Annotated in this window: 23 protein-coding genes; 9 read left to right on the top strand and 14 right to left on the bottom strand. The window is 63.1% G+C overall.

What is annotated here, in order from left to right; all coding sequences use genetic code 11:
- Positions 1-115 precede the first annotated feature (115 nt).
- Positions 116-2,164 carry a glycoside hydrolase family 99-like domain-containing protein gene (locus Q5Z10_RS02800; protein WP_303637833.1) on the top strand — a complete coding sequence of 683 codons (2,049 nt, stop codon included), beginning with the start codon at positions 116-118 and terminating at the stop codon, positions 2,162-2,164.
- Between the two features lie 37 nt (positions 2,165-2,201).
- On the opposite strand, the gene Q5Z10_RS02795 is transcribed toward Q5Z10_RS02800, so the two are convergent.
- Positions 2,202-2,834, bottom strand: a complete 633-nt coding sequence (locus Q5Z10_RS02795) for a CoA transferase subunit B (RefSeq protein WP_303637832.1) — start codon at positions 2,832-2,834, stop codon at positions 2,202-2,204.
- Between the two features lies 1 nt (position 2,835).
- On the bottom strand, positions 2,836-3,570 hold the full coding sequence (locus Q5Z10_RS02790) for a CoA transferase subunit A (RefSeq protein WP_303637831.1): 735 nt from the start codon (positions 3,568-3,570) through the stop codon (positions 2,836-2,838).
- A 139-nt stretch (positions 3,571-3,709) separates the two neighbouring features.
- On the opposite strand from Q5Z10_RS02790, the gene Q5Z10_RS02785 reads away from it, so the two are divergent.
- Together Q5Z10_RS02785 and Q5Z10_RS02780 are read left to right on the top strand one after the other, a co-directional pair.
- A complete protein-coding gene (locus Q5Z10_RS02785; protein ID WP_303637830.1) occupies positions 3,710-5,056 on the top strand; it encodes a phosphohexomutase domain-containing protein in 1,347 nt (448 codons plus the stop codon).
- Between the two features lie 11 nt (positions 5,057-5,067).
- On the top strand, positions 5,068-6,471 hold the full coding sequence (locus tag Q5Z10_RS02780; protein ID WP_303637829.1) for a mannose-1-phosphate guanylyltransferase/mannose-6-phosphate isomerase: 1,404 nt from the start codon (positions 5,068-5,070) through the stop codon (positions 6,469-6,471).
- Between the two features lie 262 nt (positions 6,472-6,733).
- On the opposite strand, the gene rfbD is transcribed toward Q5Z10_RS02780, so the two are convergent.
- From rfbD to rfbB, 4 genes are read right to left on the bottom strand one after another with little or no spacing between them, the layout of a single operon-like run.
- A complete protein-coding gene (gene rfbD, locus Q5Z10_RS02775) occupies positions 6,734-7,630 on the bottom strand; it encodes a dTDP-4-dehydrorhamnose reductase (protein WP_303637828.1) in 897 nt (298 codons plus the stop codon).
- Entirely contained in the window at positions 7,627-8,184 is a 558-nt protein-coding gene (gene rfbC / locus Q5Z10_RS02770) for a dTDP-4-dehydrorhamnose 3,5-epimerase (protein WP_295520741.1), read from the bottom strand. Before rfbC ends, rfbD begins: the two co-directional genes overlap by 4 nt.
- Positions 8,181-9,068, bottom strand: coding sequence for a glucose-1-phosphate thymidylyltransferase RfbA (rfbA, locus tag Q5Z10_RS02765; RefSeq protein WP_303637827.1), 888 nt, complete (start codon positions 9,066-9,068; stop codon positions 8,181-8,183). The genes rfbC and rfbA overlap by 4 nt, the downstream gene beginning before the upstream one ends.
- A gap of 14 nt (positions 9,069-9,082) precedes the next feature.
- Positions 9,083-10,138, bottom strand: coding sequence for a dTDP-glucose 4,6-dehydratase (gene rfbB / locus Q5Z10_RS02760; RefSeq protein ID WP_303637826.1), 1,056 nt, complete (start codon positions 10,136-10,138; stop codon positions 9,083-9,085).
- Positions 10,139-10,403: 265 nt separating this feature from the next.
- Between rfbB and Q5Z10_RS02755 the strand changes: the two genes are divergently transcribed.
- The 6 genes from Q5Z10_RS02755 (at position 10,404) to Q5Z10_RS02730 (ending at position 16,085) form a co-directional block, all read left to right on the top strand.
- Positions 10,404-11,150, top strand: coding sequence for an electron transfer flavoprotein subunit beta/FixA family protein (locus Q5Z10_RS02755; RefSeq protein ID WP_303637825.1), 747 nt, complete (start codon positions 10,404-10,406; stop codon positions 11,148-11,150).
- Entirely contained in the window at positions 11,150-12,088 is a 939-nt protein-coding gene (locus Q5Z10_RS02750) for an electron transfer flavoprotein subunit alpha/FixB family protein (protein ID WP_303637824.1), read from the top strand. Before Q5Z10_RS02755 ends, Q5Z10_RS02750 begins: the two co-directional genes overlap by 1 nt.
- Before the next feature lie 103 nt (positions 12,089-12,191).
- The gene (locus tag Q5Z10_RS02745; RefSeq protein WP_303637823.1) at positions 12,192-13,649 is read left to right on the top strand and encodes a UbiA family prenyltransferase; all 1,458 of its coding nucleotides are present in this window, start codon (positions 12,192-12,194) and stop codon (positions 13,647-13,649) included.
- A gap of 59 nt (positions 13,650-13,708) precedes the next feature.
- Positions 13,709-14,974 (top strand): FAD-binding oxidoreductase, encoded by a 1,266-nt coding sequence (locus tag Q5Z10_RS02740; protein ID WP_303639128.1) that lies wholly within the window; start codon positions 13,709-13,711, stop codon positions 14,972-14,974.
- A complete protein-coding gene (locus Q5Z10_RS02735) occupies positions 14,959-15,690 on the top strand; it encodes an SDR family oxidoreductase (RefSeq protein WP_303637822.1) in 732 nt (243 codons plus the stop codon). The genes Q5Z10_RS02740 and Q5Z10_RS02735 overlap by 16 nt, the downstream gene beginning before the upstream one ends.
- Positions 15,687-16,085 carry a GtrA family protein gene (locus Q5Z10_RS02730; protein ID WP_303637821.1) on the top strand — a complete coding sequence of 133 codons (399 nt, stop codon included), beginning with the start codon at positions 15,687-15,689 and terminating at the stop codon, positions 16,083-16,085. The genes Q5Z10_RS02735 and Q5Z10_RS02730 overlap by 4 nt, the downstream gene beginning before the upstream one ends.
- A gap of 25 nt (positions 16,086-16,110) precedes the next feature.
- Here Q5Z10_RS02730 and Q5Z10_RS02725 read toward each other — a convergent pair whose 3' ends face one another.
- The 8 genes from Q5Z10_RS02725 to Q5Z10_RS02690 form a co-directional block, all read right to left on the bottom strand.
- Positions 16,111-18,417, bottom strand: a complete 2,307-nt coding sequence (locus Q5Z10_RS02725; protein WP_303637820.1) for a hypothetical protein — start codon at positions 18,415-18,417, stop codon at positions 16,111-16,113.
- 104 nt (positions 18,418-18,521) lie between these two features.
- Positions 18,522-20,399, bottom strand: coding sequence for a methyltransferase domain-containing protein (locus Q5Z10_RS02720; protein ID WP_303637819.1), 1,878 nt, complete (start codon positions 20,397-20,399; stop codon positions 18,522-18,524).
- Positions 20,399-21,310 carry a glycosyltransferase family 2 protein gene (locus Q5Z10_RS02715; protein ID WP_303637818.1) on the bottom strand — a complete coding sequence of 304 codons (912 nt, stop codon included), beginning with the start codon at positions 21,308-21,310 and terminating at the stop codon, positions 20,399-20,401. Before Q5Z10_RS02715 ends, Q5Z10_RS02720 begins: the two co-directional genes overlap by 1 nt.
- Positions 21,307-22,377: an NAD-dependent epimerase/dehydratase family protein gene (locus Q5Z10_RS02710; RefSeq protein ID WP_303637817.1), complete on the bottom strand. Its 1,071-nt coding sequence runs from the start codon at positions 22,375-22,377 to the stop codon at positions 21,307-21,309. The genes Q5Z10_RS02715 and Q5Z10_RS02710 overlap by 4 nt, the downstream gene beginning before the upstream one ends.
- Positions 22,374-23,441, bottom strand: a complete 1,068-nt coding sequence (locus tag Q5Z10_RS02705) for an acyltransferase family protein (RefSeq protein WP_303637816.1) — start codon at positions 23,439-23,441, stop codon at positions 22,374-22,376. Before Q5Z10_RS02705 ends, Q5Z10_RS02710 begins: the two co-directional genes overlap by 4 nt.
- The gene (locus tag Q5Z10_RS02700; RefSeq protein WP_303637815.1) at positions 23,438-24,808 is read right to left on the bottom strand and encodes an ABC transporter ATP-binding protein; all 1,371 of its coding nucleotides are present in this window, start codon (positions 24,806-24,808) and stop codon (positions 23,438-23,440) included. The genes Q5Z10_RS02705 and Q5Z10_RS02700 overlap by 4 nt, the downstream gene beginning before the upstream one ends.
- Positions 24,798-25,604, bottom strand: coding sequence for an ABC transporter permease (locus tag Q5Z10_RS02695; protein ID WP_303637814.1), 807 nt, complete (start codon positions 25,602-25,604; stop codon positions 24,798-24,800). The genes Q5Z10_RS02700 and Q5Z10_RS02695 overlap by 11 nt, the downstream gene beginning before the upstream one ends.
- Positions 25,601-26,782, bottom strand: a complete 1,182-nt coding sequence (locus Q5Z10_RS02690) for a cystathionine gamma-synthase (protein ID WP_303637813.1) — start codon at positions 26,780-26,782, stop codon at positions 25,601-25,603. The genes Q5Z10_RS02695 and Q5Z10_RS02690 overlap by 4 nt, the downstream gene beginning before the upstream one ends.
- Positions 26,783-26,836 lie beyond the last annotated feature (54 nt).

The raw sequence follows: 26,836 nt of genomic DNA, 5'->3' as shown, positions 1-26,836 counted from the left end.
CACACGCTAGCACGGCGGCGTTTGCCGGCGCGGCCGCCAGCGCCGAAAATGGGGGCATGATCGATGCCCAGATGTCGCCACCGTCCGATTGCCCCGTGTCGCGGGGAGCCACCCGATGAGCATGCGCCAGTCGCTGTTCCCGTTGCTGCGCGCCGTGTTCCGCGCCTTGCCGCTGCCGCAGGCGCAACGTGACCGGCTGCGCACCCGGTTGTTGGCGCGGCATGGCGACTGGGTACCGCCGCCGCCCAAGGGCCAGCAGGACGGGGGGGGCACGCGCGCCTGCGCCCAGCTGCGCTGGCGTGCCGACGAGCCGGCGATCGGCCACCGCCCCCATCAGCAAGCGGCGCTGCCGGACCCGATGCCCGCCACGCTGGTCGCGTTCTACCTGCCGCAGTTCCACACCTTCCCCGAGAATGACGCCTGGTGGGGCAAGGGCTTTACTGAATGGCGCAACGTGACCCGCGCCCTGCCGCAGTTCGAGGGCCACATCCAGCCCCGCCTGCCAGCCGACCTGGGTTTCTACGATCTGCGCAACCCTCAGGTGATGCGGGATCAGGCACGCCTCGCGGCCGAGCACGGCATTGGTGCATTCTGCTTCTACTACTACTGGTTCAGCGGCCGCACCTTGATGGAGGACCCGCTGCGCCACTGGCTGCAGGATGACAGCATCGAACTGCCGTTCTGCCTGTGCTGGGCGAATGAAAACTGGGCGCGGCGCTGGGACGGCCGCGACGAAGACATCCTGATCGGCCAGCAGCACAGCGCCGAGGACGACCTGGCATTCATTGCCCAGGTGGCGCCGTACCTGCGCGACCACCGCGCACTGAAGGTCGATGGCCGACCGATGCTGCTGGTCTACCGCCCGCACCTGCTGCCTGACGCACGCGCGACTGCTGAACGCTGGCGTCGCTGGTGCCGCGACAACGGCGTGGGCGAGATCCACCTGGCCTATGTGCAGGGCTTCGAACGCCCCGACCCGCGCGACATCGGCTTCGATGCGGCGGTTGAGTTCCCGCCCAACATGAGCAACCCGCGCTCATTGTCGGCGCAGCAGTGGCTGCTCAATCCCGACTTCAATGGCGACGTGCGCGACTGGCGCGAGCTGGCCAGCGACATCGCCGCCCGTCCCCTGCCCGATTACCCGCTTTATCCTGGGGTCAACCCGGGTTGGGACAACGAGGCCCGCCGTTCCGGCCGCGGGCGCGTCTACCTGCACGCTTCGCCGCGGGGTTACCGTGACTGGCTGCGCAGCACCGTGCATGAGCGCCTGTCGGCGGCGCCACAGAGCCAGCGCATGGTGTTCATCAATGCCTGGAACGAGTGGGCCGAAGGCGCAGTGCTGGAACCGGATGCGCGGCTGGGACATGCCTGGCTGCAGGCCACCCGCGAGGCGTTGTCGCCGGCGCCCGCACCGCGTCAGGCACCGGCAGTTCATCTCCACGCCTGGTACCTGGAATCGCTGCCGGAGGTATTGTCCGCACTGCGCGAGGCGGCACTGGACTGGACAATCGTGGTGACCACGCCGGTACAACAGATGGATCAGGTTCGGCAGGTCTTGGTAGCACACGGGCTGGAAGGTGAGGTCGTGGCCGTGGACAACCACGGTCGCGACATACTTCCGTTCCTGGAAGTCGCCGAACGGCTGCTGCAGAGGGGGCACGAAGTGGTGCTGAAATTGCACACGAAACGCTCGACCCACCGCACAGACGGCGACCATTGGCGGCAGGAACTGCTGCAACGGCTGGTACAGGGCGGACGTGCCGCACGCATCCATGCCGCGTTCCGGGCCGACCCCGCACTGGGCATGGTGGTCGCCGAAGGACATCTGTTGCCCGTCGCCGAGTTCATGGGGGGCAACGGTCCCACATGGGCACGGCTGCGGGCGCGGCTTGGGCTGGAAACACCAGTGGACGCCACTCAGTTTGGCGCCGGCAGCATGGGCTGGTGGCGATTGCAGGCCCTGCGCCCGCTGTTGGACGCGCATCTGTACCGCAGCGCTTTCGACGCTGAGCAGGGCCAAATCGATGGAACACTGGCCCACGCCATTGAGCGCATTCTTGGCGCGTGCTGCGAACACGCCGGCCTGAAGGTCATGACAGCCGCAGCATGCCTCGGTGAGGCCGACACCAGCAGCGGCGATTACACCTACGCTCGACGCAGCTGAAGGAGAAGGGGGCGCATGTGCCCCCTCTCCATCTCAATCAGCCGCGCCGGAACGGCACGCCGGTCTTTTCCCTCAGTTCGTCCTCGCTGACACCCGGCGCGGTTTCCACCAGCACCAGGCCATCGTCGGCGACATCGAACACCGCCAGGTCGGTGATGATGCGATCGACCACGCCGACGCCGGTCAGCGGCAGCGAGCACTCTGGCAGGATCTTGTGCTCGCCGTTCTTGGCGGTGTGCTCCATCAGCACCACGACGCGCTGCACGCCGGCCACCAGGTCCATCGCGCCGCCCATGCCCTTGACCATCTTGCCGGGCACCATCCAGTTGGCGAGGTCGCCCTTGTGGGTCACCTGCATGGCGCCGAGGATGGCCAGGTTGACGTGGCCGCCGCGGATCATCGCGAAGCTGTCGTGGCTGCCGAAGTAGCTGGCACCGGCACGCGCGGTGACGGTCTGCTTGCCGGCATTGATCAGGTCGGCGTCGACCTCGGCGTCGGTCGGAAACGGGCCGATGCCGAGCAGGCCGTTCTCCGACTGCAGCCACACATCCACGCCGTCGGGAATGTGGTTGGCAACCAGGGTCGGCAGGCCGATGCCCAGGTTCACGTAGGCGCCATCGGTCAACTCGCGCGCCGCGCGTGCGGCCATCTCATCACGGGTCCACGCCATGTCAGTTGCCCTCCGCGCGGATGGTGCGCTGTTCGATTCGCTTTTCAGGGGTGGGGTTGTGCACGATCCGGTGCACGTAGATGCCCGGCAGGTGCACCTGGTCCGGATCGATGCTGCCGACCGGCACCACCTCCTCCACTTCCACGATGCACACCTTGCCGGCCATCGCACAGGCCGGGTTGAAGTTGCGCGCGGTCTTGCGGAACACCAGGTTGCCGGCCTCGTCAGCCTTCCAGGCCTTGACCAGGGCGACGTCGGCGCGCAGCGCGGTCTCCATTACATAGTGCTTGCCGTCGAATTCGCGGGTTTCCTTGCCCTCGGCCACCACCGTGCCGTAGCCGGTGGCGGTGAAGAACGCCGGGATACCCGCGCCACCGGCGCGCAGGCGCTCGGCCAGCGTGCCCTGCGGGTTGAACTCCAGCTCCAGTTCACCGGCCAGGAACTGCCGTTCAAACTCCTTGTTTTCGCCCACGTAGGACGAAATCATCTTCTTGATCTGCCGCGTTTCCAGCAGCTGGCCCAGGCCGAAGCCATCGACGCCGGCGTTGTTGGAGATCACGGTCAGGCCCTTGGCGCCGCTGTCGCGCAGCGCAGCGATCAGCGCTTCGGGAATGCCGCACAGGCCGAAGCCCCCCACGGCCAGAGTCTGGCCATCGGCGATGACGCCCTGCAGGGCGTCCGCCGCGGAGGCGAAACGCTTGCTGCGCTTGCCGCCGGTCGTTGCCGGGTTGCTCATCTACGCCCTCACTTCGTTGATGTAATCGCCCCATTCTAGGCCAGCCCGCGCGCCGGTCACGTGGCGTTGCGGCATGGAAACGATTCCCATACAGCGCTGGGATTACACTAGCCAACTGATCTGACAAAGGATTCCAGCGATGCCCCTGCCCGCCTTCAAGGCCTATGACATCCGCGGCCGCGTGCCGGAAGAACTCAACGAGGATCTGGCCCGCCGCATCGGCAGCGCACTGGCCGACCAGCTGCAGCCGGGCAAGGTCGTGCTGGGCCACGATGTTCGATTGACCAGCCCGGCCCTGCAGGACGCACTGGCCGCTGGCCTGCGCGGCGCGGGCCGCGAGGTCATCGACATCGGTCTGTGCGGCACCGAGGAGGTCTACTTCCAGACCGACCACCTGGGCGCCGCCGGCGGCGTGATGGTGACCGCCAGCCACAACCCGATGGACTACAACGGCATGAAGCTGGTCAAGGAGAACGCGCGGCCGATCAGCTCCGACACCGGCCTGTTCGCGATTTCCGACGTGGTGGCCGCCGATGATGCGCCGGCGCGACCGGCCACCGCCGGGCAGACTGCCCAGCATGACAAGCGCGCCTATATCGAGCACCTGTTGTCCTACGTCGATGCCAGCACGCTCAAGCCGCTCAAGCTGGTGGTCAACGCGGGCAACGGCGGTGCCGGGGCCATCGTCGATCTGCTGGCGCCGCACCTGCCGTTCGAATTCGTCCGCATCTGCCACGAACCCGATGGCAACTTCCCCAATGGCATTCCCAATCCACTGCTGCCAGAAAACCGCGCGGCCACCGCGCAGGCCGTGCGCGAACACAACGCCGATTTCGGCATCGCCTGGGACGGCGATTTCGACCGCTGCTTCTTCTTCGACCACACCGGCCGCTTCATCGAGGGCTACTACCTGGTCGGCCTGCTGGCCAAGGCTGCGCTGGACCGTACGCCGGGCGGCAAGATCGTGCACGACCCGCGCCTGGTCTGGAACACCGTGGAGATGGTGGAACAGGCCGGTGGCGTGCCGGTGCTGTGCAAGAGCGGCCATGCCTTCATCAAGGAGAAGATGCGCGCCGAAGACGCGGTGTATGGCGGCGAGATGAGTGCCCACCACTACTTCCGCGAATTCGCCTATGCCGACTCCGGCATGATCCCCTGGCTGCTGATCGCCCAGCTGGTCTCCGAAAGCGGCCGCTCGCTGGCCGACTGGGTCGAAGACCGCATGGCCGCCTATCCGTGCAGCGGCGAAATCAACTTCAAGGTTGCCGATGCCAAGGCCGCGGTCGCACGCGTGATGGAACACTTCGCGGCGCAGTCACCGGCTCTGGATCATACCGACGGCATCAGCGCCGACTTCGGCGACTGGCGCTTCAACCTGCGCAGTTCCAACACCGAGCCGCTGCTGCGACTGAACGTTGAAGCCCGGGGCGATGCCGCGCTGATGCAGGCTCGTACCGACGACATTTCCCGCCTCATCCAGCAGTAACCGAGGAACGCATGAGCAGCATCCAGCCCGTCATCCTGTCCGGTGGATCCGGTACCCGCCTGTGGCCGCTTTCGCGCGAGGCGTATCCGAAGCAGTTCCTGCCTTTGGCGGGCGAACTGACGATGCTGCAGGCCACCTGGAAGCGCGTCGCCCCGATCGCCGCCCGCGGTCCGCTGGTGATCGCCAACGAAGAGCATCGCTTCGTCGCCGCCGAGCAGCTGCAGCAGGTCGGCGCCGAACCGGCCGCGATCATCCTTGAGCCGATCGGTCGCAACACCGCGCCGGCAATCGCCGTGGCTGCGCTGGAAGCCACCCGCGATGGCGCCGATGCACTGCTGCTGGTGCTGCCGTCCGACCATGTGATCACCGATGAGGCCGCCTTCCGCGCGGCCGTGCAGAGCGCCGCCGGCGCCGCCGACGCCGGCAAGCTGGTCACCTTCGGGATCGTCCCGACCGGCCCGGAAACCGGCTACGGCTACATCAAGGCCGCCGAGGGCCAGGGTGCACGTGCGGTCGAACGCTTCGTCGAGAAGCCCGATCTGGACACCGCGACTGCTTACGTGGCCAGCGGCCAGTACTACTGGAACAGTGGCATGTTCCTGTTCAAGGCCTCGCGCTACCTGCAGGAACTGGAGCGCTTCCAGCCGGCGATGCTCGCCGGCAGCCGCAGTGCCTGGCAGCAGGCCCGCCGCGATGCCGATTTCACCCGCCTGGACAAGGACGCCTTCACTGCGGTGCCGTCCGATTCGATCGACTATGCGGTGATGGAAAAGACCGCCGATGCGGTGGTCGTGCCGCTCGACGCAGGCTGGAACGATGTCGGTTCATGGACGGCGCTGCGCGATGTCTCGCAGCAGGATGGGGATGGCAACGCCCACCAGGGCGATGTGATCGCCATCGACTGCCGCAACACCTATGCCTACGGCCAGCGCCTGGTGGCGATGGTTGGCCTGGACGATGTGATCGTGGTGGAGACCGACGATGCGGTGCTGGTGGGCAGGGCCGACCGCATGCAGGAGGTCAAGACCGTGGTGGCGCAACTGAAAGCCGAGGGCCGCAGCGAAGCGACCTGGCACCGCAAGGTGTACCGCCCGTGGGGCGCCTACGATTCGATCGACAACGGCGAGCGTTTCCAGGTCAAGCGGATCACGGTCAAGCCCGGTGGCACGCTGAGCCTGCAGATGCACCACCATCGTGCCGAGCACTGGATCGTGGTCAGCGGCACCGCCGAGGTGACCCGTGGCGACGAGGTGATCCTGCTCAGCGAGAACCAGAGCACGTACATTCCGCTGGGTGTGACCCACCGCCTGCGCAACCCGGGCAAGCTGCCGCTGGAGCTGATCGAAGTACAGTCGGGCAGCTATTTGGGCGAGGATGACATCGTGCGTTTCGAAGATACCTACGGGCGCAGTTGATCCGCGACCCGCTGCATCCGGGGTAGCGCCGGCCCATGGCCGGCGAGCGCAGCGGTGATGAGGCATCCGCCGGGCATGGCCCGGCGCTACCGTTCGACCCCACCCGGGTAGCGCCGGCCCATGGCCGGCGAGCGCAGCGGTGATGAGGCATCCGCCGGGCATGGCCCGGCGCTACCGTTCGACCCCACCCAGGTAGCGCCGGCCCATGGCCGGCGAGCGCAGCGGTGATGAGGCATCCGCCGGGCATGGCCCGGCGCTACCGTTATCGGGCCACTTCTGCCATCACCCGCTTCAGGCCGTCCTGCCATGCCGGCAAGGCGATGCCGAAATCCTGCTGGAGCTTGCGGTTGTCCAGCACCGACCACGCCGGGCGCTTGGCCGGGGTCGGGTACTCGGAACTGGGAATCGCCTCGACCGTCGGCGCCTTGGCCAGCACGCCGGTGGCCAACGCCTCGGCGAAGATCGCCTCGGCAAAGCCATGCCAGCTGGTCTGGCCACTGGCGGTCAGGTGCCAGGTGCCCGACAGCTGCCCCGGATGCTGCAGCGCCTGCGCGGTGACATCGGCGATCAGCGCGGCTGGCGTCGGCGTGCCGATCTGGTCGGCCACCACGCGCAGCTGCTCGCGCTCCGCACCCACCCGCAGCATGGTGCGCAGGAAGTTGGCGCCGTGCGAGGCGTAGACCCACGCCGTGCGGAAGATCAGATGGCGGCCACCGGCCGCACGCACCGCGTCCTCACCATCGCGCTTGCTGGTGCCATACACGCCCAGCGGTGCGGTCGGCTCGTCTTCGCGGTAGGGCGCGCTGCCCTGGCCATCGAACACGTAATCGGTGGAGTAATGCACGAACGGCACGCCGTGCGCCGCACACCAGCGCGCGATCACGCCCGGTGCCTGCGCGTTGGCCGCGAACGCGGCCTCCACGTCCTGCTCGGCACGGTCCACGGCGGTGTAAGCGGCCGCATTGACCACCACCGACGGCTGCAGACGATCCAGCAGGGCTGGCAGGCTCTCAGGCTGGCTGAAGTCGGCGGTTTCGCAGACGCTGCCATCCGGCAGCGTGCCGCTGCGGGTGGTGGCGACCACTGCACCCAGCGGGGCCAGCGCGCGCAGCAGTTCCTGGCCGACCTGGCCGTTGCCCCCGAGCACCAGTACCGTCATGGGGCGTAGACCGGCAGGCGGTCTTCGGCGATGTCTTTCAGGAACGGCGCGTTTTCGTCCTTGGCCGACAAGGTCGGGGCGCTGACCGGCCAGTCCACGGCGATGTCGGCGTCGTTCCAGCGCACGCCGGCGTCGAAGTCCTTCAGGTAGACCTCGGTGCACAGGTAGCTGAACACCGCGCGCTCGGACAGTACGGCAAAGCCATGCGCGAAGCCTTCCGGAATCCAGAACTGCTTCTTGTTCTCCGCGCTCAGCACCACTGCTTCCCACTGGCCGAAGGTCGGCGAGCCGCGGCGGATGTCCACGGCCACGTCGTAGACCTCACCTTCCAGCACGCTGACCAGCTTGCCCTGCGGGCGCGGCCACTGGTAATGCAGGCCGCGCAGCACGCCCTGCGCCGAGGTCGAGACGTTGCTCTGCACGAAGCGATCCGGCAGGCCCAGCGCGGCGAAGCGCTCGGCATTCCAGGTCTCGAAGAAATAGCCGCGTGCATCGCCGAACACCGCCGGCTCGATCACTACACAGCCGGGCAACTTGGTTTCAATTACTTTCACGGAACAACTCCACGCAATGCGAGCTTGTGCAGGTACTGGCCGTAGCCGTTCTTGATCAGCGGTGCAGCCAGCGCTTCCAGCTGCTCGGCGTTGATCCAGCCTTGGCCGAACGCGATTTCCTCCGGGCAGCAGACCTGCAGGCCCTGCCGGGTCTGGATGGTCTCGATGAAGTTGGACGCTTCCAGCAGCGACTGGTGGGTGCCGGTATCGAGCCAGGCATAGCCGCGGCCCAGCGCTTCCAGGTGCAGGTTGTCTTCGGCCAGGTAGCGCTTGTTGAGATCGGTGATCTCCAGCTCGCCACGCGGCGACGGCTTGAGTTCGGCCGCATGCGCGCTGGCATTGCCGTCATAGAAGTACAGGCCGGTCACCGCATAGTTCGAACGCGGATTCTCCGGCTTCTCGACCAGGTCGATCACCTTGCCGCTCTTGTCGAACTCGGCCACGCCATAGCGCTCCGGATCATTCACCCAGTAGCCGAACACGGTGGCACCGTCGGTGCGCTCATCGGCGCGCTTGAGCACCTCGCGCAGGCCGTGGCCGTGGAAGATGTTGTCACCCAGCACCAGGCAGCTCGGCTTGCCGGCGACGAAGTCACGGCCGATCAGGTACGCCTGGGCCAGGCCATCAGGACTGGGCTGCACCGCGTACTGGATGTCCATGCCCCACTGCGAACCATCGCCCAGCAACTGCTGGAACAGCGCCTGCTCGTGCGGCGTGTTGATGATCAGCACTTCGCGGATGCCCGTCAGCATCAACACGCTGAGCGGGTAGTAGATCATCGGCTTGTCGTACACCGGCAGCAGCTGCTTGCTGACGCCCTTGGTGATCGGATACAGCCGGGTGCCGGAGCCGCCGGCGAGGATGATGCCCTTGCGCTGGGTCATGTCGTCTCCTGGGTTCAGGCCGCAGTGCCGATGCGCTGCAGGCGGTAGCTGCCGTCGAGCACGCCGTTGACCCACTCCTGGTTGTCCAGGTACCAGTCAACGGTGAAGGCGATGCCCTGCTCGAAGGTGTAGGCCGGTTCCCAGCCCAGGTCGTTCTTCAGCTTGGAGGCATCGATCGCGTAACGGCGGTCATGGCCCGGGCGGTCGGCGACGTAGGTGATCTGGCTGCTGCGCGGCTGGCCATCCTCGCGCGGGCGGCGCTGGTCCAGCAGCGCGCAGATGGCCTGCACCACTTCGATGTTCTGCTTTTCCGAGTTGCCGCCGACGTTGTAGGTCTCGCCCACCTGGCCCTTGGCCAGCACGGTGCGGATCGCTTCGCAGTGGTCGGACACGAACAACCAGTCACGCACCTGCTTGCCATCGCCGTAGACAGGCAGCGGTTCGCCGGCCAGCGCCTTGGCGATCACCAGCGGAATGAGCTTCTCCGGGAAATGGTAGGGCCCGTAGTTGTTGGAGCAGTTGGTGGTCAGCACCGGCAGCCCGTAGGTGTGGTGGAAGGCGCGGACCAAGTGGTCCGATGCGGCCTTCGACGCCGAGTACGGGGAATTGGGAGCGTACTGGGTCGTTTCGCTGAACTTGCCGGTCTCACCGAGGGTGCCGTACACCTCGTCGGTGGACACATGCAGGAAGCGGAAGGCCGCGCCCTGGTCGGCCGGCAGCGCCTTCCAGTAGTCGCGCACGGCTTCGAGCAGGCCCAGGGTACCTACGACATTGGTCTGGATGAAGGCACCCGGACCGTCGATGGAACGGTCGACGTGGCTCTCGGCGGCGAAGTTCAGCACCGCCTCGGGCTGGTGTTCGGTCAGCAGGCGGGTGACCAGCGCGCTGTCGCCGATATCGCCCTGCACGAAGACGTGGTTCGGATTACTCTCCAGGCTGGACAGGGTCTTCAGGTTGCCGGCGTAGGTGAGCGCATCGAGGTTGATGACCTTGACGCCCCGGGCGACGGCTTCGAGAACAAAATTACCGCCAATGAATCCGGCGCCGCCGGTGACAAGCCATGTGGGCACTACCTGTTCTCCTGTTCTTTGAAGTCATCCCTGGGATGCCCGCAGGCACCCCGACACAGCGGCACAGCATACATGGCAGCGGTCTTCACGACTGCCTGCGAGACATGAATGACGCGGGGCCTGACCGCTCGCCATGCGGCGCCGCAGCATAACCATACGCATTCGCATGGTCACCTCAACCCAGCTAGAATCGGGATCCCACCCCCGAACCGGTTGCTGTTCCAGGACCGGACGTTCTCCCTGTTACTGAAGGACCCCGTACCAGATGAAAATCCTCGTCGCGTACAAGCGCGTGGTGGACTACAACGTCCGCATTCAGGTCAAGCCGGACGGTTCCGGCGTGGTCACCGACGGCGTCAAGCTGTCCCCCAATCCGTTCGATGAGATCGCCCTGGAAGAAGCGTTGCGCCTGCGCGACAAGGGCATCGCCAGCGAAGTGGTGGTTGCCACCATCGCCCCGGCCGACGCCCAGGCGCACCTGCGCAACGGCCTGGCCATGGGCGCCAACCGCGCCGTGCACGTGGTCACCGACCAGGCCATCCAGCCGCTGACCGCCGCCCGCACCCTGCTCAAGCTGGTCGAGAAGGAGCAGCCGGACCTGGTGATCCTCGGCAAGCAGGCGATCGACGACGACGCCAACCAGACCGGCCAGATGCTGGCCACGCTGTGGGGCCGCCCGCAGGCGACCTTCGCCAGCAAGCTCGACATTGCCGACGGCAAGGCTACGGTCACCCGCGAAGTCGACGCCGGCCTGGAAACGCTGGAAGTGGATCTGCCGGCCGTGGTCACCACCGACCTGCGCCTGAACGAGCCGCGCTTCATCAAGCTGCCGGACATCATGAAGGCCAAGGCCAAGCCGCTGGAGACCCTGCAGCTGGCCGATCTCGGCGTTGACGCCGCCGATACCTTCAAGACCACCCAGTACGCCGCGCCGTCCAAGCGCAGCAAGGGTGTGATGGTCAAGGACGCGGCCGAACTGGTTGCCGCACTCAAGCAGAAGGGGCTGCTGTAATGAGCAAGATTCTCGTCATCGCCGAACACCACGACGGCAAGCTCAACGCCGCCACCGCCAAGACCGTCAGCGCTGCTGCAGCCATTTCCGGCGCCAGCATTGACGTGCTGGTGCTGGCTGCCGACCCGGCCGCCGTTGCCGCGGAAGCCGCGAAGATCGCCGGCGTCGCCAAGGTCCTGACCGTGACCAACGCCGCCAATGCGCAGGCGCTGGCCCAGGTGCTGGCGCCGCAGATCGCGCAGCTGGCCAAGGGCTACACCCACGTGTTCGGCCCGTCGACCACCTTCGGCAAGGACCTGATGCCGTGCGTGGCCGCCCTGCTTGGCGTCAACCAGGTCTCCGACCTGATGGCCGTGGAAGGCAGCCACACCTTCAAGCGCCCGATCTACGCCGGCAACGCGATCATCACCGTGGAAGCCCCGGCCGACCAGATCGTGGTCGCCACCGCGCGTGCCGCGTCGTGGCCGGAAGCCGCCCAGGGCGGCAGCGCCGCCATCGAAGCGGCCAGCGTCGATGCTGCCCTGCCGTCCCACACCCGCTTCGTCGGCCTGGCCGCCGGTGCCAGCGACCGCCCTGACCTGCAGAGCGCCAAGCGCGTGGTCTCCGGTGGCCGCGGCGTCGGTTCGGAAGAGAACTTCAAGGTCATCTTCCAGCTGGCCGACAAGCTCGGCGCCGCCGTCGGTGCCTCGCGTGCGGCGGTCGACGCCGGCTACGTGCCCAGCGACCTGCAGGTCGGCCAGACCGGCAAGATCATCGCGCCGGAGCTGTATGTGGCGGTGGGGATCAGCGGTGCGATCCAGCACCTGACCGGCATCAAGGACGCCGGTACGATCGTGGCGATCAACAAGGATCCGGATTCGCCGATCTTCGAGATTGCCGATATCGGTCTGGTCGGGGATCTGTTCGCGATCCTGCCGGAGCTGGAAAAGGCGCTGTGATGCCTAGTCGCCCCCTGCGGGGATTGCAGGGGGCGCTAGATGGCCTGTCTTGGACAATTGACGCGGGGCTATAATCGCATCCGTTCTCCAAGAGTCTATATCGATGGGCGACACTAACAGCAGCAACATCGGAGCCTACGGCAATAGGCCGCTGGAAAGAGCACTCTGCGTTGATCTGGATGGGACCCTGCTCCGCTCTGATGTTCTTTACGAATCGTTGCTGGCCTTGCTCTCTCGCAACCCACTTTACCTCTTCCTGATCCCGCTCTGGCTACTCAAAGGCAAAGCGGCGGTCAAGCGGGAACTCGCCCTGCGGGTAACGTTGCCACCCGAGACGCTCCCCTACGATGCACGTGTTCTGGAGCTTCTGCGGACAACCGCGCAACGCCCACGCGTATTGTGCACTGCCTCTGATGCGCTTCTCGTAGAACCTATCGCAGCCCATTTGGGACTGTTTGAAGAGGTGATCTGCAGCAATGGCGAGGTCAACCTCGCCGGGAGACGCAAAGCAGAGGCACTTGTTGCCCGCTTCGGCGAACGCAACTTCGACTACATCGGCAATGGCAGGGTCGACCTTCAGGTCTGGCAGCATGCCGCGTCGGCCATCGTCGTCAATGCCAGCGCATCACTGGCCACAGCTGCCGCGGCGGTGACTTCAATCGGCGCACATTTGCTGCCCCATGGCGGTGGTCTGCGGGCCTGGATCAAAGCCCTCCGCTTGTATCAATGGCTGAAGAACCTGCTGGTACTGGTCCCCCTGCTCACCGCGCATCGGTTTCTGGACATCGCATCACTGAGTCAGGCCGCCATCGCCTTCTTCGCCTTCGGCCTATGCGCCTCCGGCGTATATCTGCTCAACGACCTGCTTGACCTTACGCCGGACCGCCTCCACCCACGCAAGCGCAACCGGCCCTTTGCCGCCGGCACCCTCCCGCTTGTGCAAGGGCTGTTCGCCGCCCCTCTGCTCACCTTGGCTGGGCTGGCCTTGGCGCTGTACTGCAGCCCGTCCTTCGCATTGGTACTGATCTGCTACTACGTCATGACCTTGAGTTACTCGCTCAAGCTCAAGCGTATCGTGATGGTGGATGTGGTACTGCTCGCCGCCCTGTACACCGTCCGCATCATCGGCGGTGCAGTAGCTATCAATGCAGAATTGTCGTTCTGGCTGCTGGCCTTCTCCATGTTCGCCTTCCTCAGCTTGGCATTGTTGAAACGCTATACGGAGCTATTCGCCGCGCTGTCCAGCGGCAAGCGGGAGGCCGCAGGAAGAGGTTATGGTGTCGCCGATCTGCCGCTCATCCAATCGCTGGGCGGGGCCGCCGGATACATCGCAGTTATGGTTTTTGCCCTGTACATCAACAGTCCGGAGAGTCTCGCGCTTTACCAGCACCCCAAGATCCTGTGGCTCCTGAGTCCGGTCCTGCTGTACTGGATGAGTCGGGTATGGGTAGTGGCACATCGTGGCCAGATGCATGACGATCCGATTGTGTTCGCCGCCACTGACAGAACCAGCCAGTTGGCTGCAGTGGTTTGCCTGATTGTGGTGTTGGCGGCATCGTGACCCGCGCCGGCCAGTCGTGGGGCAGCTACCCGGTCGTTACAGATCAGCGGCTGCAATTGATGGGGGGGCGTGACGATTGCATGCCTGCGTTCGAGGGCTTTGCTCTGCCGCGTGGCAGCGGCCGCAGCTATGGCGACAGTTGCTTGCTCCCGGGAGGCACGCTGCTCGATACCCGCATGCTCGACCGCATGATCTGCTTCGATCCAGCGACCGGCACGATACGCTGCGAGGCTGGCGTCACACTGGCCGACATCATTGCCATTGCGCTGCCGAGTGGCTGGTTCCTGCCAGTCACTCCCGGGACGCGCTATGCCACCGTTGGCGGTGCTATCGCCAATGACGTGCACGGCAAGAATCATCATGTTGCCGGTAGCTTCGGCCACTACGTGAGGCAACTGGAGTTGCTGCGCAGCGACGGCTCTCGCGAAGTGCTGCACGCCGACGCCCCATCAGGGCGCTTTGCTGCGACTATTGGCGGACTGGGGCTTACCGGCATGATCACCTGGGCAGAGGTCCAGCTCCGCCGTGTACCAGGCCCCTGGCTGGAGTCGGAGTCGATTCGATTCGATTCACTTGATGAGTTTTTCACGCTCTCGGCAGCGTCGGCTGCGACCCATGAATACACGGTCGCTTGGATCGATTGCCTTGCCAGTGGCGCCAGCCTGGGAAGGGGCCATTTCATTCGTGCCGATCATGCACGCGGCGACGCTTCGATGCCATGCCCAGGCAGCGGCACGATGCTGGGCGTTCCGTTTACTCCCCCGTTCTCGCTCGTCAATCGACTTACCCTAAAGCCATTTAATACGCTCTATTACTGGCGTCAAGCCGCGCGCCGTCGGCGCACTTTCTCGCACTACCAGAGCTACTTCTATCCCTTGGATGGCGTTTCCAATTGGAACCGCATGTATGGTCCAAAAGGATTTCTGCAGCACCAATGCGTGCTGCCTGGCGAGGTGGCCCGCAACGCCGTGGCTGATCTGCTGCGTGAGATATCCAACGCCGGACAAGGCTCGTTCCTCGCTGTGCTGAAGGAGTTTGGCGACATCCCATCGCGGGGCATGCTGTCCTTCCCACGACCCGGTGTCACCCTTGCATTGGATTTCCCCAACACCGGCGACCGAGTTCTGAAGCTTCTGAATCGGCTGGACAGTATCGTCAGCGAAGCGGGTGGCACGCTATACCCGGCCAAGGATGCCCGCATGTCTCCAGCTCTGTTCCGGCAGGGCTATGCACACATGTTGCCAATGTTCATCCCCCATATAGACCCTCGATTTTCATCCGGCTTCTGGCGCAGGGTGATGGAGCAACCATGCAAAGAGTTCTGATCATAGGCGCAACATCTGCCATCGCTGAGGCCACTGCCCGAGCGTATGCGTTGCGCGGCTCAAACCTGTTTCTAGTGGGTCGAAACGCGGCGAGATTGGATGCAATTTGTGCCGATCTTGTTGTGCGGGGTGCCGCGCATTGCCACGCACACGTCATGGACGTCGTCGATATCCACGCCCACGCCGCCACGGTCGATGCTGCGCGCATTGCAATGGGGGGAATCGACATCGCCCTGATTGCACACGGCACTCTGCCTGACCAGACCGCCTGCGACAGCTCGGTCGAGTTGGCGATACGTGAATTCACCATCAATGGCACCGCCACCATTTCCCTGGCTTCCACTATCGCAGCAGCGTTGGCTAAGCGAGGCACCTTGGCGGTGATATCGTCGGTTGCAGGTGACCGTGGCCGTGCAAGCAATTATCTGTATGGCAGCGCCAAGGCCGCCGTCAGCACCTATTTGAGCGGCCTGGGTCAACGCCTACAGAAGCCGGATATCAACGTGCTGGTGATCAAGCCGGGCTTCGTCGATACACCGATGACCGCGGCGTTCAAGAAGGGACCACTGTGGGCCACACCGGAGAAGATTGCCCGCGGCATCGTGGCGGCGATCGACAAGCGCAAGGCGGTGGCGTATCTGCCGTGGTTCTGGTGGGGAATCATGATGGTCATCAAGAACATTCCCGAAGGCATTTTCCGCCGGATGAAACTGTGAAGGGCAGTCGATTGGCCTTGTGGTACACCGCGTTCGCGGCATTTTCGATCGCGGTCAACATCGGCACGCAGATGCTATCGATATCGGTCTACACCGGTCGCTTCTCGATCGCCCTGTCCATGATCGCCGGGACTGGAGCCGGACTGGTGTGCAAGTACGTTCTGGATAAGCTCTTTATTTTCAAACACCAGACGGCAGGTGCAGCACATGAAGCGCGCACCTTCGGCCTATACACACTGATGGGCGGCGTAACTACACTAGTCTTCTGGGGAACCGAGTACATTTTCCATGTCGCGTTTGAAAGCGACACCCTGCGCTACGTCGGCGGCGTACTGGGGCTGGTGATGGGCTACCTGGCAAAGTATGTTTTGGACAGAAAGTACGTATTTAAGTGAGCCTCGACTATTTGCTGGCGAGCCGTTACTCGACTCGCCAGTTTCGGGCCCCCTCGCTCCACACACCATAAGCACCGGCATCCGATGCCGGGTCCCTGAGCTGAGGAGAGAGGCTGATGACGTCAGCGGCGTCGGAAGCAGCAACGACGACAAGTTTGTAGTCCGTGCCGTCGGAGCGATAGAGGTACATTGCCCAATCGTCTGCCGACAGACGACGCGCTACTGGCAACTCTGGAAGGTAGCCGGGAGTGAGCGCATCGATCCAGTCCGATCCCGCATTGCCCCAGCGGCTCATGAATCCGTCCCAGCCGTCGGACACTGGATAGCTGCCATGATCGAGTCGATAGCGCCGCAGCGCATCGTCTATGACTTCAATATCTTTCAAGCGTGGGCTCACTGCGGCAACACACGAGGCTGGCCGGAGGCCCTTCAACGGGCGCAGGTATACACCCGCGCCCAAGGCGCAGTCATGCTCGCTCGGCACCAGCAGTTGATTGAAGATGATGTAGTCGCCGACGCCGGCCGTTATCAGTTCGCGCATGCGCGCCATGGTTGGCGCCGGGTAGAGCCGTCGCGTCAGGCGCGGCCCGAATAGCGGGAATTCGCTGTAGGCCTGATCAAGTGAAACAATGATCGACGCATCCTGCGGCACCTCAGCTTCTATCTCGTTGAAAGCACGTTCGAACTCGCCTGTGTTGCGCGTCACTTGTTGGACCCAGGTCATATGCAGCGTCTTCCACCAGGGAGAATTGTGCCGGTCGAGCACTGCGTTGACCGAGGCCAGGCAGCACAGCGTGGCCGAGACGATCAGCAGAGCACGTGCCCAGCGTCGCGAATGGATGCCGTCCCAGCCCAGCGCCGCCAGTGGGGCAGCGAAGACCACAAGCTGGATGAAGTACCGCCCCCGCCAGGGATCATAAATACCCGCAAATGACTGGAAAGCGACGAAGACGGCGCCAGCGGCAACCAGTAGCAGCGCCATGCGCCAAGAGCGCCGCGTAAAGAGCGCACACGCTCCAAGTGGAAGAAACCAGAGAAGCCCCCAAGGACCCCAGTATGAAAAATCTTCATGCGCGGCGAATGGGACGCGGGCGATGTCATAGGGGGGCGCCAAGGTAGGCGCGTGCGCGAGGTCGATGCCAGCACTTTGCACCGCGCCGATGTAAACAGAACGGATTGCATCAACTGCTGCACTACTGGCTTGACTCTGCGGGACGCCGCTTGCGTCGATGAAGTCCAAGCCAAAGCGGGCTGCGTTGATCAGCCCGAGCTCGGCTTGCGATATCTGTCCGTGGTCTCCAAGCGACTTGCTGGAAAGGACTGCCGGATCCCCCAAGGGGCTGGCATATACCCGTGCATTCTCCCAGTATCCAGCCGGAAGGCCGAATGCCAGGCAGCCGATCAGGCCGAGCGCGCCGATAACAATGACGCGCTTGGCCCAAGGGAAGATGCCCATGCTGCCGCGCAGATGAAATGTGACTGCCACCAGCAGCACAGCCGCAGCCATCAGCAGCGGTATCGCACTGATCTTTGTACCGATCGCCACGCCTGCGGCTACGGCGGCCAGCAATGCCTCTCGCCGCGACCCTTGGCCAATGGCACCTATTCCGAAATAAAGGAACGAGGCGGCCAACGCGGTGATGAAGAGATCATCCTGTGTGGTCGTCGCCTGCATGATCACTTCCACGATCAAGCTGCCAGCCAAAGAGGCGATCAGCGCCGCCTTGTGACTTGCTCCCAGCCTTACCGAGATGCCGAAGTGGCACAGACCCAACACGAACCAGGACACGTACTGCAGCAGTTGCGCCGCATTGGTCCACCCTTGTGCGACCAAAGTAATGAAGGTCATCGAAAGGGCGCTGTTCTTGGCGTGCATCAACTGCGCCCAGAAGTTCGATTCGAATGCATTGATGTTGCCGTGCTGGAGATAGTAACCAACACGCGACATGTGATACGTCATGCTGTCGGTGTTGTGCGGAGCCGCCGCCACTATCACCGCTAGCTGCATCAGTGCGATCAACACGAAAGCGGCGCCAAGGAGGACGGTTTCTGGGCAGCGCGCGGCAAGCGCGGCGTACCGTTCCTGCACAACCACATCACCCCGCCGGAACCTCCACCCTATGACCGCCGCAGTCACCATGCAGCCCAACAGCCACCACCAGGGGTTGGCAAGCTGATCGGCTGCACTGAGTACGTAACCCACCAACAATACCTGGGCCAGCCAAACCGTGAAGCAGGCAGGCAATACCCCTGCACTCAGTCCCTTGGACGCCCGTCGGGCGGCCCACAAGAACCCCACACATGCCACAGCGGGTACGATCAACTCGAGCATTCCTTCCCCAGACTCCCAGTGCCCAATTAGTGCAGCGGCACGACACGTGCCCTGCCCACCCGCGCTGCCGCCGGTGGGCTATGTTCTTTGCCGATGGTGCCGCGTCAACCCTTCAAGCCGCGAAGGATACGTGTCCAGCGCCATGAAGATGAGGCAAGGATCATCCTGATCCGATACTCAAGGTCGCGCTCGCTCATCTGCCAGACCTTAGGATCACGCTGCCAAGGCCGCTTGGCCAGAATGTTCCGAAGCACGCGTATCGGCGAGGTGATTTGCCACGATTTGGACGTCACCAGATCGTGGTAACGATCACGCAGCGCGGCCAAGCGCTGGGCGTCGTCAGTTTGGACGTCATCCAGGAACGCCACATCGTCCCCAAGTTCAACCATACCCTGCAGGCGCTCCAGCTCCAGGTACATTTTGCGCAGCTTGACCGCGGACTTGGCCGGGAGCAGCAATGGCGAGTTGTCAATCTTGCGCAACGTCTTGATGTAGTTACTCTTCCACTCGAACTGGTCGTGGCTGCTGGCAGAGTTGTCGCCGTCCTTCCATAACCGGTACATCGCGGTGATTGCAGGCGTACAGGCGACACCGCAAAGCGGCGCCACCCGGATGATCAGGTCCCAGTCCTCAGCAGTGCTCAGTTCCGGGTCGAACCGATACCCGAGTTCGGAGAACAACACTCTCGGGAAGGCGATCGAGTGCAACGGGGTTCGGTTTTCAACGATATGGGCCAGCAGTTCGAAGGTAGGCGGATATAGCGCCTTCATCCCGCTGATTGCACGCGAGACGGGGGGGCGGCCAGACTGTCGCACGCGATCCCAGTCCTGTGCGATGGCGGTTGCGCGCAGCAACTGTCCTGGATTGGAAGACTCCAATCCCTTGAAGCGCTCCACCCAGTCACCAAAGAGTAGATCGTCATCATCGAAGGCGGCGACGTAGCGACCTGTTGCGGCCAAGAAACCCGCATTCAAGGGCGCCGAGCGTCCGCCGCCATCCACCTTCAGCAAGCGCGTGCGTTGGCGCAAGTCGGCATGCAGTTCCTCGATGACCCCTTCAACTGCAATCTGGCGCTCCACGTCGAGGCTGTGACCCGCAATGATCACCTCGAAGTCCTGGCAGGTCTGCGCCGACAGGCACAGCAATGACTCTCGCAACGTGGTGACACGCTTACCGACGGTGCGGATCACTACGGACAGGAACGGACCAGTCGGTTCGCGCTGCTCCACGTAAGGAACGCGCTCACCCCGCACCACCGCCGGTCCTTGCAGATAAGCGCGGACGAACTGATTGACATGGGCGAACTCATCGCGCTGAGCACGCAGCCCGGCAAGCAGCAGTGCCAGTGGCGCGGCCGGAGACAGCACCGGGAGCATTGCCGGGAAGTGCTGGTCGCTGCGAATCATCTGTACGTCGTTGCGCCCAACCTCATGCCAGCCGGCGTTGTTCATCATCTGCGAGAAGCGCTCGCTGGTGAAATACTGCATATGGGTGTGATCGAGCAACCCAGCTTCGGTGTAGTCAAAGCGACCGATGAGGAGTTTTGCACCGATGTCCAGATGCGCGACGTTGGGCACCGAGACCAGCAAGGGGGCTACGCACTGCCGCGCGATTCTACCCAATAGGTTCAGTGCCGCCAGCGGATCAGGCAGGTGCTCCATGGTGTCAATGGTGCATAGCGCGCAGACTTGTGCGCCGTCGGGCAGTACTTCCAGCACGCGCGCGAAAGCCTCCTCGACATCGCCCAGATCCAGGTCGACGGCTTGGAAACCGCGCTTACGCAGGGACGCCAGACCCGATTGGTTGATATCAAACCCAATGTAGTGCACCCCGTGCCGCTGGACGACCACTTCAGCGAGGCGGCCAAAGCCACAGCCGAAATCGAGAAAGTACTGACCCGGTGCGGGGTCGAAGCTGGCAAGCAAGTCAGCGATATGCCCGTAGACATTGTCCGGCGCGAAACCGTTGTCGTAGTTTTCCATCACATTGCAAACCTGTGGTTGGCATAGGCGCCGTTGGTGAACACCGCCACCCGGCGGTCATGATCCAGCTGGACCGGCAGCTCTCCTGCTGCCTTCCTTCTCTGGAACTCCGCCAGCGCCTTCAACCATACGTCGTCGCCGCTGGTGCTGAAGTGGTTGGATATTTCAGCTACTAGGTCATCACGACTGTACTTGTAGGCAAGCAGCAACGCCGCCTCAGCTGAATAGTACTTCTCAGCCCACCCCACTACCCAGCTTCCCTCAGGCCCAAGACGCTTGTCATGAAATGCTGCGGCACCCGGGCAGTAGACAACTTTGTACCCGGCGAGTTTGACCCGCCAGGAGAAGTCGACATCGTCGCAATAGAGGAAAAAGGTCCGGTAGTCGAATCCTTCCAACGCATTGATGACGTGGCGAGGAACTAGGGTACACGCGGTAGCGGCCCAGGATGTTTCGCCGCTCACCGGGTCATAGACCTTCGGATGCTCGATGGGCAGCTGCTTCGCTTCTGCCATGCCGACCTTGTTGTCGTTGAACGACCGCGCAAGCTCAACCAACGCATTGGGTGCCATCATGATGTCGGGGTTCATGATCAACACGAACTCAGAGTTGGCCAGTTCCAGCAGTCGATTGTGTCCTTGCGCCGAACCCAAGTTTGCATCGAAGAATACATATTCCACGCGCGCGAGCGCAGAACCGTCCGCATTGCCAGCCAGCACCGTATCGCGCAGCTCTTCGCGCGGTGAACAGTCGCCGTAGGCAAGCTCAACCTGGTCGAACACGCCCGCGCGCAAGGCCACATACGCGGCGCGCTCCAGATGGCTGATAGCCTGTGTGATGCGATCAGGCTCGTTGCCATACAGCACCGAGTTGACCCGCAGCCGGCCCAGCTTGGGCAAAGACACGGTCATGCGCGCGCGCCCCCAGCCAGACGTTCGTCGATCCAGTCACAGAGCTCCCGCACACCCTCTTCCAGGCTCACCTGCGGGCTCCAGTCAAGCGTCCGGCTACGTGCCACTTCACAGCCAGCATGACGAACATCGCCGTTACGATATTTTCCACATACGTGAGGAGCCGGTGCGCCGTAGTGACGGGCAATGACATCGGCAATGTCCTTGATCGTGGTCGGATGGCCGTACCCGATATCGAACACATTACCCACAGCTGCCGGGTGCCGCGTGGCCGCGAACACCGCTCGGGCCACGTCGGTGATGTAGACAAAATCGCGCCGCATAAGGCCATCTTCATACAACGGAATACTCTGGCCAGCCTTGGCCAACCGCGAGAACAACGAGACGATTCCGGTATACGGATTATCCAGCGACTGTCCTGCGCCGTAGACGTTCTGCAACCGGAGAATCGCCACTTCCGCACCGAAGCTTAGCGCCCACGCGTTGAAGATATGCTCCTGGGCCAATTTGGTCGCACCATAAACGCTGGTCGGCCCCGGGGGCGTCTGATCGGCCTGGAACGGCAGCGCATGCGCACCTGCAAAATCCCATTGACCGGCATCGAGCATCTGCTTGGAACGCTGTCCTGGATGAATCTTCTGGCCACCCTCTGTTTCCCAGATGCCCTCGCCGTAAACGGCGCGACTGCTGGTCAACACCATGCGCCCTGGCACATGACCCACTTCAGCGAACGCATCAAGCATCCGTGCCGTGCCGGTAACGTTGACGTGGGTGTGGCGAGAGGCCTCGTTGAGCGACTGTCCTGTGCCGGTTTCGGCGGCCAGATGGACCACGAGCGACGGGCGCCATTGGGCGAGGAACGCCGTCCAGCTCTCCGGTTCACAGATGTCGGCAACGATCAGTTCAACCTCGGAATGCAGCTCTGGCGGACGCTTCCCGCTGCGGTGCACCTGCGGGTGCATTACGTCTATCGCCACGATAGGCCGCGGGTCTTCAGCGCGTAGCAGGTGCGACAGCGCGCTACCGATGAAACCGGCGCCGCCGGTAATCAGGATGCAATCCTTCATGATTCGACTATTTCCTTGCTTGATTCACGAGCAGCAGCTGGGCGCTTGCTGGGCTTGTAGGACAGTGCACGCTTCTCGACCGTGTACCAGGACATGTAAGCAAGCGCGACAACGATGGGCACGGCCATGGCGGTGTTTTCCAACGGACCCATGCTGGGACCTGCAACGTTGAACAACGCCTGTTGAACCGGAAATCCGTAGAGATAGATACCATATGAAGGATCACCGAAACGGCCGGCCTTGGAAATCCACGGTGTGGCCGTGGTCGAAAACGCCAACACGACGTAGGGCAGCACAAGCATCAGCAGAACCTGTTGCATCCAATACGCTGATGGCTGGAACAGCGCGGCGATGGCCACCAGGAAAAGTGCACCGCCTTGATTGAGGGCATTCTCCAGCCGCGTCACTGCGAAAACTGCACCCAGGAAGAAATAGGGGCCGACGTCAGCCACAGAAATAGAGCCAGTACCCCATAGGACAATCTGGTCCTGGGCTGGCGTGGACAGCACGTAGTTGAGGCTCAGTCCGGTGCCGAACACTACGATGCCTACGAACACAGTCTTGCTGCGCGCCAGTGCTGCCAGCATCGCTATCACCGGCAGGATGAGGTACATCGATACTTCGACCGGCAGGCTCCACAACGAACCATTCACCGCATTCGGGTAAATATTGTCTGCAAACACGCCCGGCAATGCATAGACCGGGCTGAGCAGCAGGTTGGACAAGAAGTAGTGGCGAACTCCAGGATGATGGAGATACTCCGACAGGGGCAGCGAGGTGAACACCGGTCCGAGAACAAGGGTAGTCAGAAGCAACAGTACAATCAGCGCCGGGAACAGACGTAGTCCACGACGCAGGAGGAATCGCCCGATGTTCGGGTCGGAGCGCCAGCTTTTGGCGACCAGAAAACCACTGACAACGAAGAATATCTTCACCGCCACGCTTTGCACTGAATTGCCCAGGAGCAGTGGATCGGGCTGGGCCGACAACGGGTGCGCGTGGCCAAAGATGACCACCAGCGCGGCAATGATGCGCATCGCATCGAAGTTGTTCTCGCGGTTCATGGTATCGAGTCTGTCCCAATCAGACGCCTGCAGTGAATAGCAAGCATCGGAATGCCCACCAGGCCGGTGGCCACACTGCTGGCGCGGCTGCTCAGTATCAGCGCATCGTGGATCCATTGATGCATGATGTGATCTTCCTGCACGCCATCACTTACGGCAACGCTGATCGAGTAGTCCCCCGCTGGCAGGATGGGCATGCGGAAGTCGAACGTGAATTCCATGCGGTCGCCATTGTCGGCGGCGACCGGGAAGTCCCGGTAGCTCAAATAGCTGTTGTCGCCAAACAATGGCTGGCCCTGCTTGTCTTTCACCACAAAGCCGACGATCAGCGAGCGGATGGCGGCGTGGATCGAGAGCCTGAGCTGGAGCTGTACCCGCTCGCCGCCTACTACCCAGGACATCCGCCGTCCTTCGATATCGTACAGTCCCCCGCCCAGGAATTCCGCGCCTCGCTGCCCAAAATCATGGGCCGGCAGGAACGGGAATACCTCGATGTCGTTGCGCAGGTTAGTGTGGTTTAGCCATGGCTGGCGGGCATCCACTTCCAATTCTGGTTGCGAGTGTTCAATGGGCAGCACTGGCGGTGGCCCACCTTCGCCGGGAGCGGTGGCAGGCATCTCATCGCCGACGTTGTAAAGATCAGCCAGATAGGCGGCCGCGACGGCTTTGGGCGAATCGTCCATTGCCACGCGGCCATCCCTCAACCAGATCACACGATCGCACAGCGCTGTCACCGAGCCCATGTCATGACTGACGAACGCCAGGGTACCGCCCTTTGCCCGGAAACCATGCAGGAAGCGCATGCACTTTTGGACGAAGTAGGCATCGCCCACAGCCAGCGCTTCATCAACGATCAGCACGTCGGCGTCCACGTGCGCGACCACAGAAAAGCCCAGCCGGGTGAACATGCCGCTGGAGTAGGCCTTCACCGGACGATCAATGTATTCACCGATGTCGGCGAAATCGATGATGTCCTCCCGCCGCGCCTCAATCTCGGTTTCACTCAAACCGTAAATCTGCGCGCACAGATCAATGTTCTCACGCCCGGTCAACTCCGGGTTGAAGCCGGCACCCAACTCCAGCAAAGCCGCAACCCGTCCGTGGACCTGCACTTTTCCGGCCGTAGGGGTCAAAGTCCCGCACAAAATGCTCAGAAGCGTGGATTTCCCTGCTCCGTTCCGCCCAACAAGACCAATGGTCTGACCACGCGGAACGTCGAAACTGATGTCTCGCAACACTTCATGTTCACGGTAGAACCGACGCCGGCCGCGCAGCAACATCTGCCACAGGCGATGCGACGGCTTATCGTAAAGCAGGAAGCTTTTGCAGGCTCCTTCCACGGAAATGACCGAATGCTCAGAGGACATCGGCGAACCCCTTTCGCGTGCGCGAAAACGTCCAGTAGCCAAGTGCCATGACCGTCAGCGAGACAACCGAGTAGATTCCCAGCATCTGCAGGTCCGGCAGTTCTCCGAGGATAGTGACCGCTCTGACTTGAAGAATAATGGCAGTGGTTGGGTTAATGAACATGAATGGCTTGTATTGGTCGGGAATCATCTCCATGGGGAAGAAGATCGGACTCAGGAACATCATCATTGTCAGCATCAGGGGGACCACTTGCTGAAGATCCCGCAGGAACACCGAGAATGCGGAAAGCAGCCAGCTAAGCCCAAGCAATAGCGGCAGAAGGGGCAAGATGACAAGCAGCACCAAAGGCCACGTCGCAGGAATGCTTCCCACGATCAGCAGTTGCCCCACAAGTAGAATCGACAGATTCACCAGCAGATGGAATAACGCAGTCGAAAGTGTCATCCAGGGCAGGACAGCTAGTGGAAATACGACTTTCTTTACGTAGGTGACGTTTTCGAAGATCAGCCCAGGGGAACGCCCAACAACCTCAGCACAGAAAAGGTGGATGATTAATCCAGAAAACAGGACGACGGGATAGGCTACCTGAGGGGTGGCTCCGAACCGCGCCTGCAGCACCACACCCAGCACGAACCAATAGGCACACAGCAGCATCAACGGTGTAGCGAACGACCACAACGTGCCAAATACCGAGCCTTGGTAGCGCCCCCGAATATCCCGACGCACCATTCGCTGCATGAGGGCGCGATTGATCCAGAGGTCTCGGAAGGGCCCCTTTCCGTCGACCATGCTCATTGAGCAGCTCCCAGCGCCCTTTCCAGATCCACCTGCAGATCCCCCAACTCCTCCACACCCACGCTCAGCCTTACCAGCGCATCACTGATGCCCAGCTGCTCGCGGCGCGCGACGGGGATCGACGCATGCGTCATCACCGCCGGATGGTTCACCAGGCTTTCCACACCGCCCAGCGACTCGGCCAGGGTGAACAGTTCGGTCTTCTCGCAGAAGCGCTTGGCCGCTTCGAAGCCACCCTTCAGCACGATCGAGACGATGCCGCCGTAGCCGGCCATCTGCTTGCCCGCCAGTTCATGCTGCGGGTGCGAGGGCAGGCCCGGGTAGATCACCTTTTCCACCGCCGGGTGCTTGTCCAGCCACTGGGCCAGCGCCAGCGCGTTGGCGCAGTGGGCCTTCATGCGCAGCGGCAGGGTCTTCAGGCCGCGCAGGGCCAGGAAGCTGTCGAACGGGCCCTGCACGCCGCCCACCGAGTTCTGCAGGAAGGCCATCTGCTCGGCCAGCTCGGCGTTGTCGCCGACCACGACCATGCCACCGACCATGTCCGAATGGCCATTGAGGTACTTGGTGGCCGAATGCAGCACCAGGTCCGCGCCCAGCTCCAGCGGGCGCTGCAGCATCGGCGAGGCGAAGGTGTTGTCCACCACCACGATCAGGCCATGGCGCTTGGCGATGGCGGCGACCGCGGCGATATCGACGATCTTCAGCATCGGGTTGGTCGGGGTCTCGATCCAGACCATCCTGGTCTTCGAGGTGATGGCGGCCTCGAACGCAGCCAGGTCGGTCAGATCGACGAAGCTGAAATCCAGCCCGGCGGTGCGCCGACGCACGCGCTCGAACAGGCGGAAGCTGCCGCCGTAGATGTCATCCATCGCCACCACGTGGCTGCCGGCATCCAGCAGCTCGATCACGGTCGAGCTGGCCGCCATGCCCGAGGCGAAGGCGAAGCCGCGGGTACCGCCTTCCAGCGCCGCCACGCAGCGCTCATAGGCGAAACGGGTCGGATTGTGGGTACGCGAGTACTCGAAGCCCTGGTGCTCGCCCGGGCTGGACTGGGCATAGGTCGAGGTGGCGTAGATCGGCGGCATCACCGCCCCGGTGCTCGGGTCGGGCGCTTGGCCGCCATGGATGGCCAGGGTGGCCAGGGCGAGCGCGCGATCGGGCGAAGAAGGGTTGGACATGTGGTTTCCTGAATGGCGCCGTTGGCCGGCGCCGTCAAAGGAGCGGGAGTCTAT

The sequence above is a fragment of the Stenotrophomonas sp. 704A1 genome, from assembly GCF_030549525.1.
Lineage (GTDB): Bacteria > Pseudomonadota > Gammaproteobacteria > Xanthomonadales > Xanthomonadaceae > Stenotrophomonas > Stenotrophomonas tuberculopleuritidis.
Note: the sequence above shows the minus strand (reverse complement) of the source record. Positions and strands in the feature narration are given on the sequence as shown.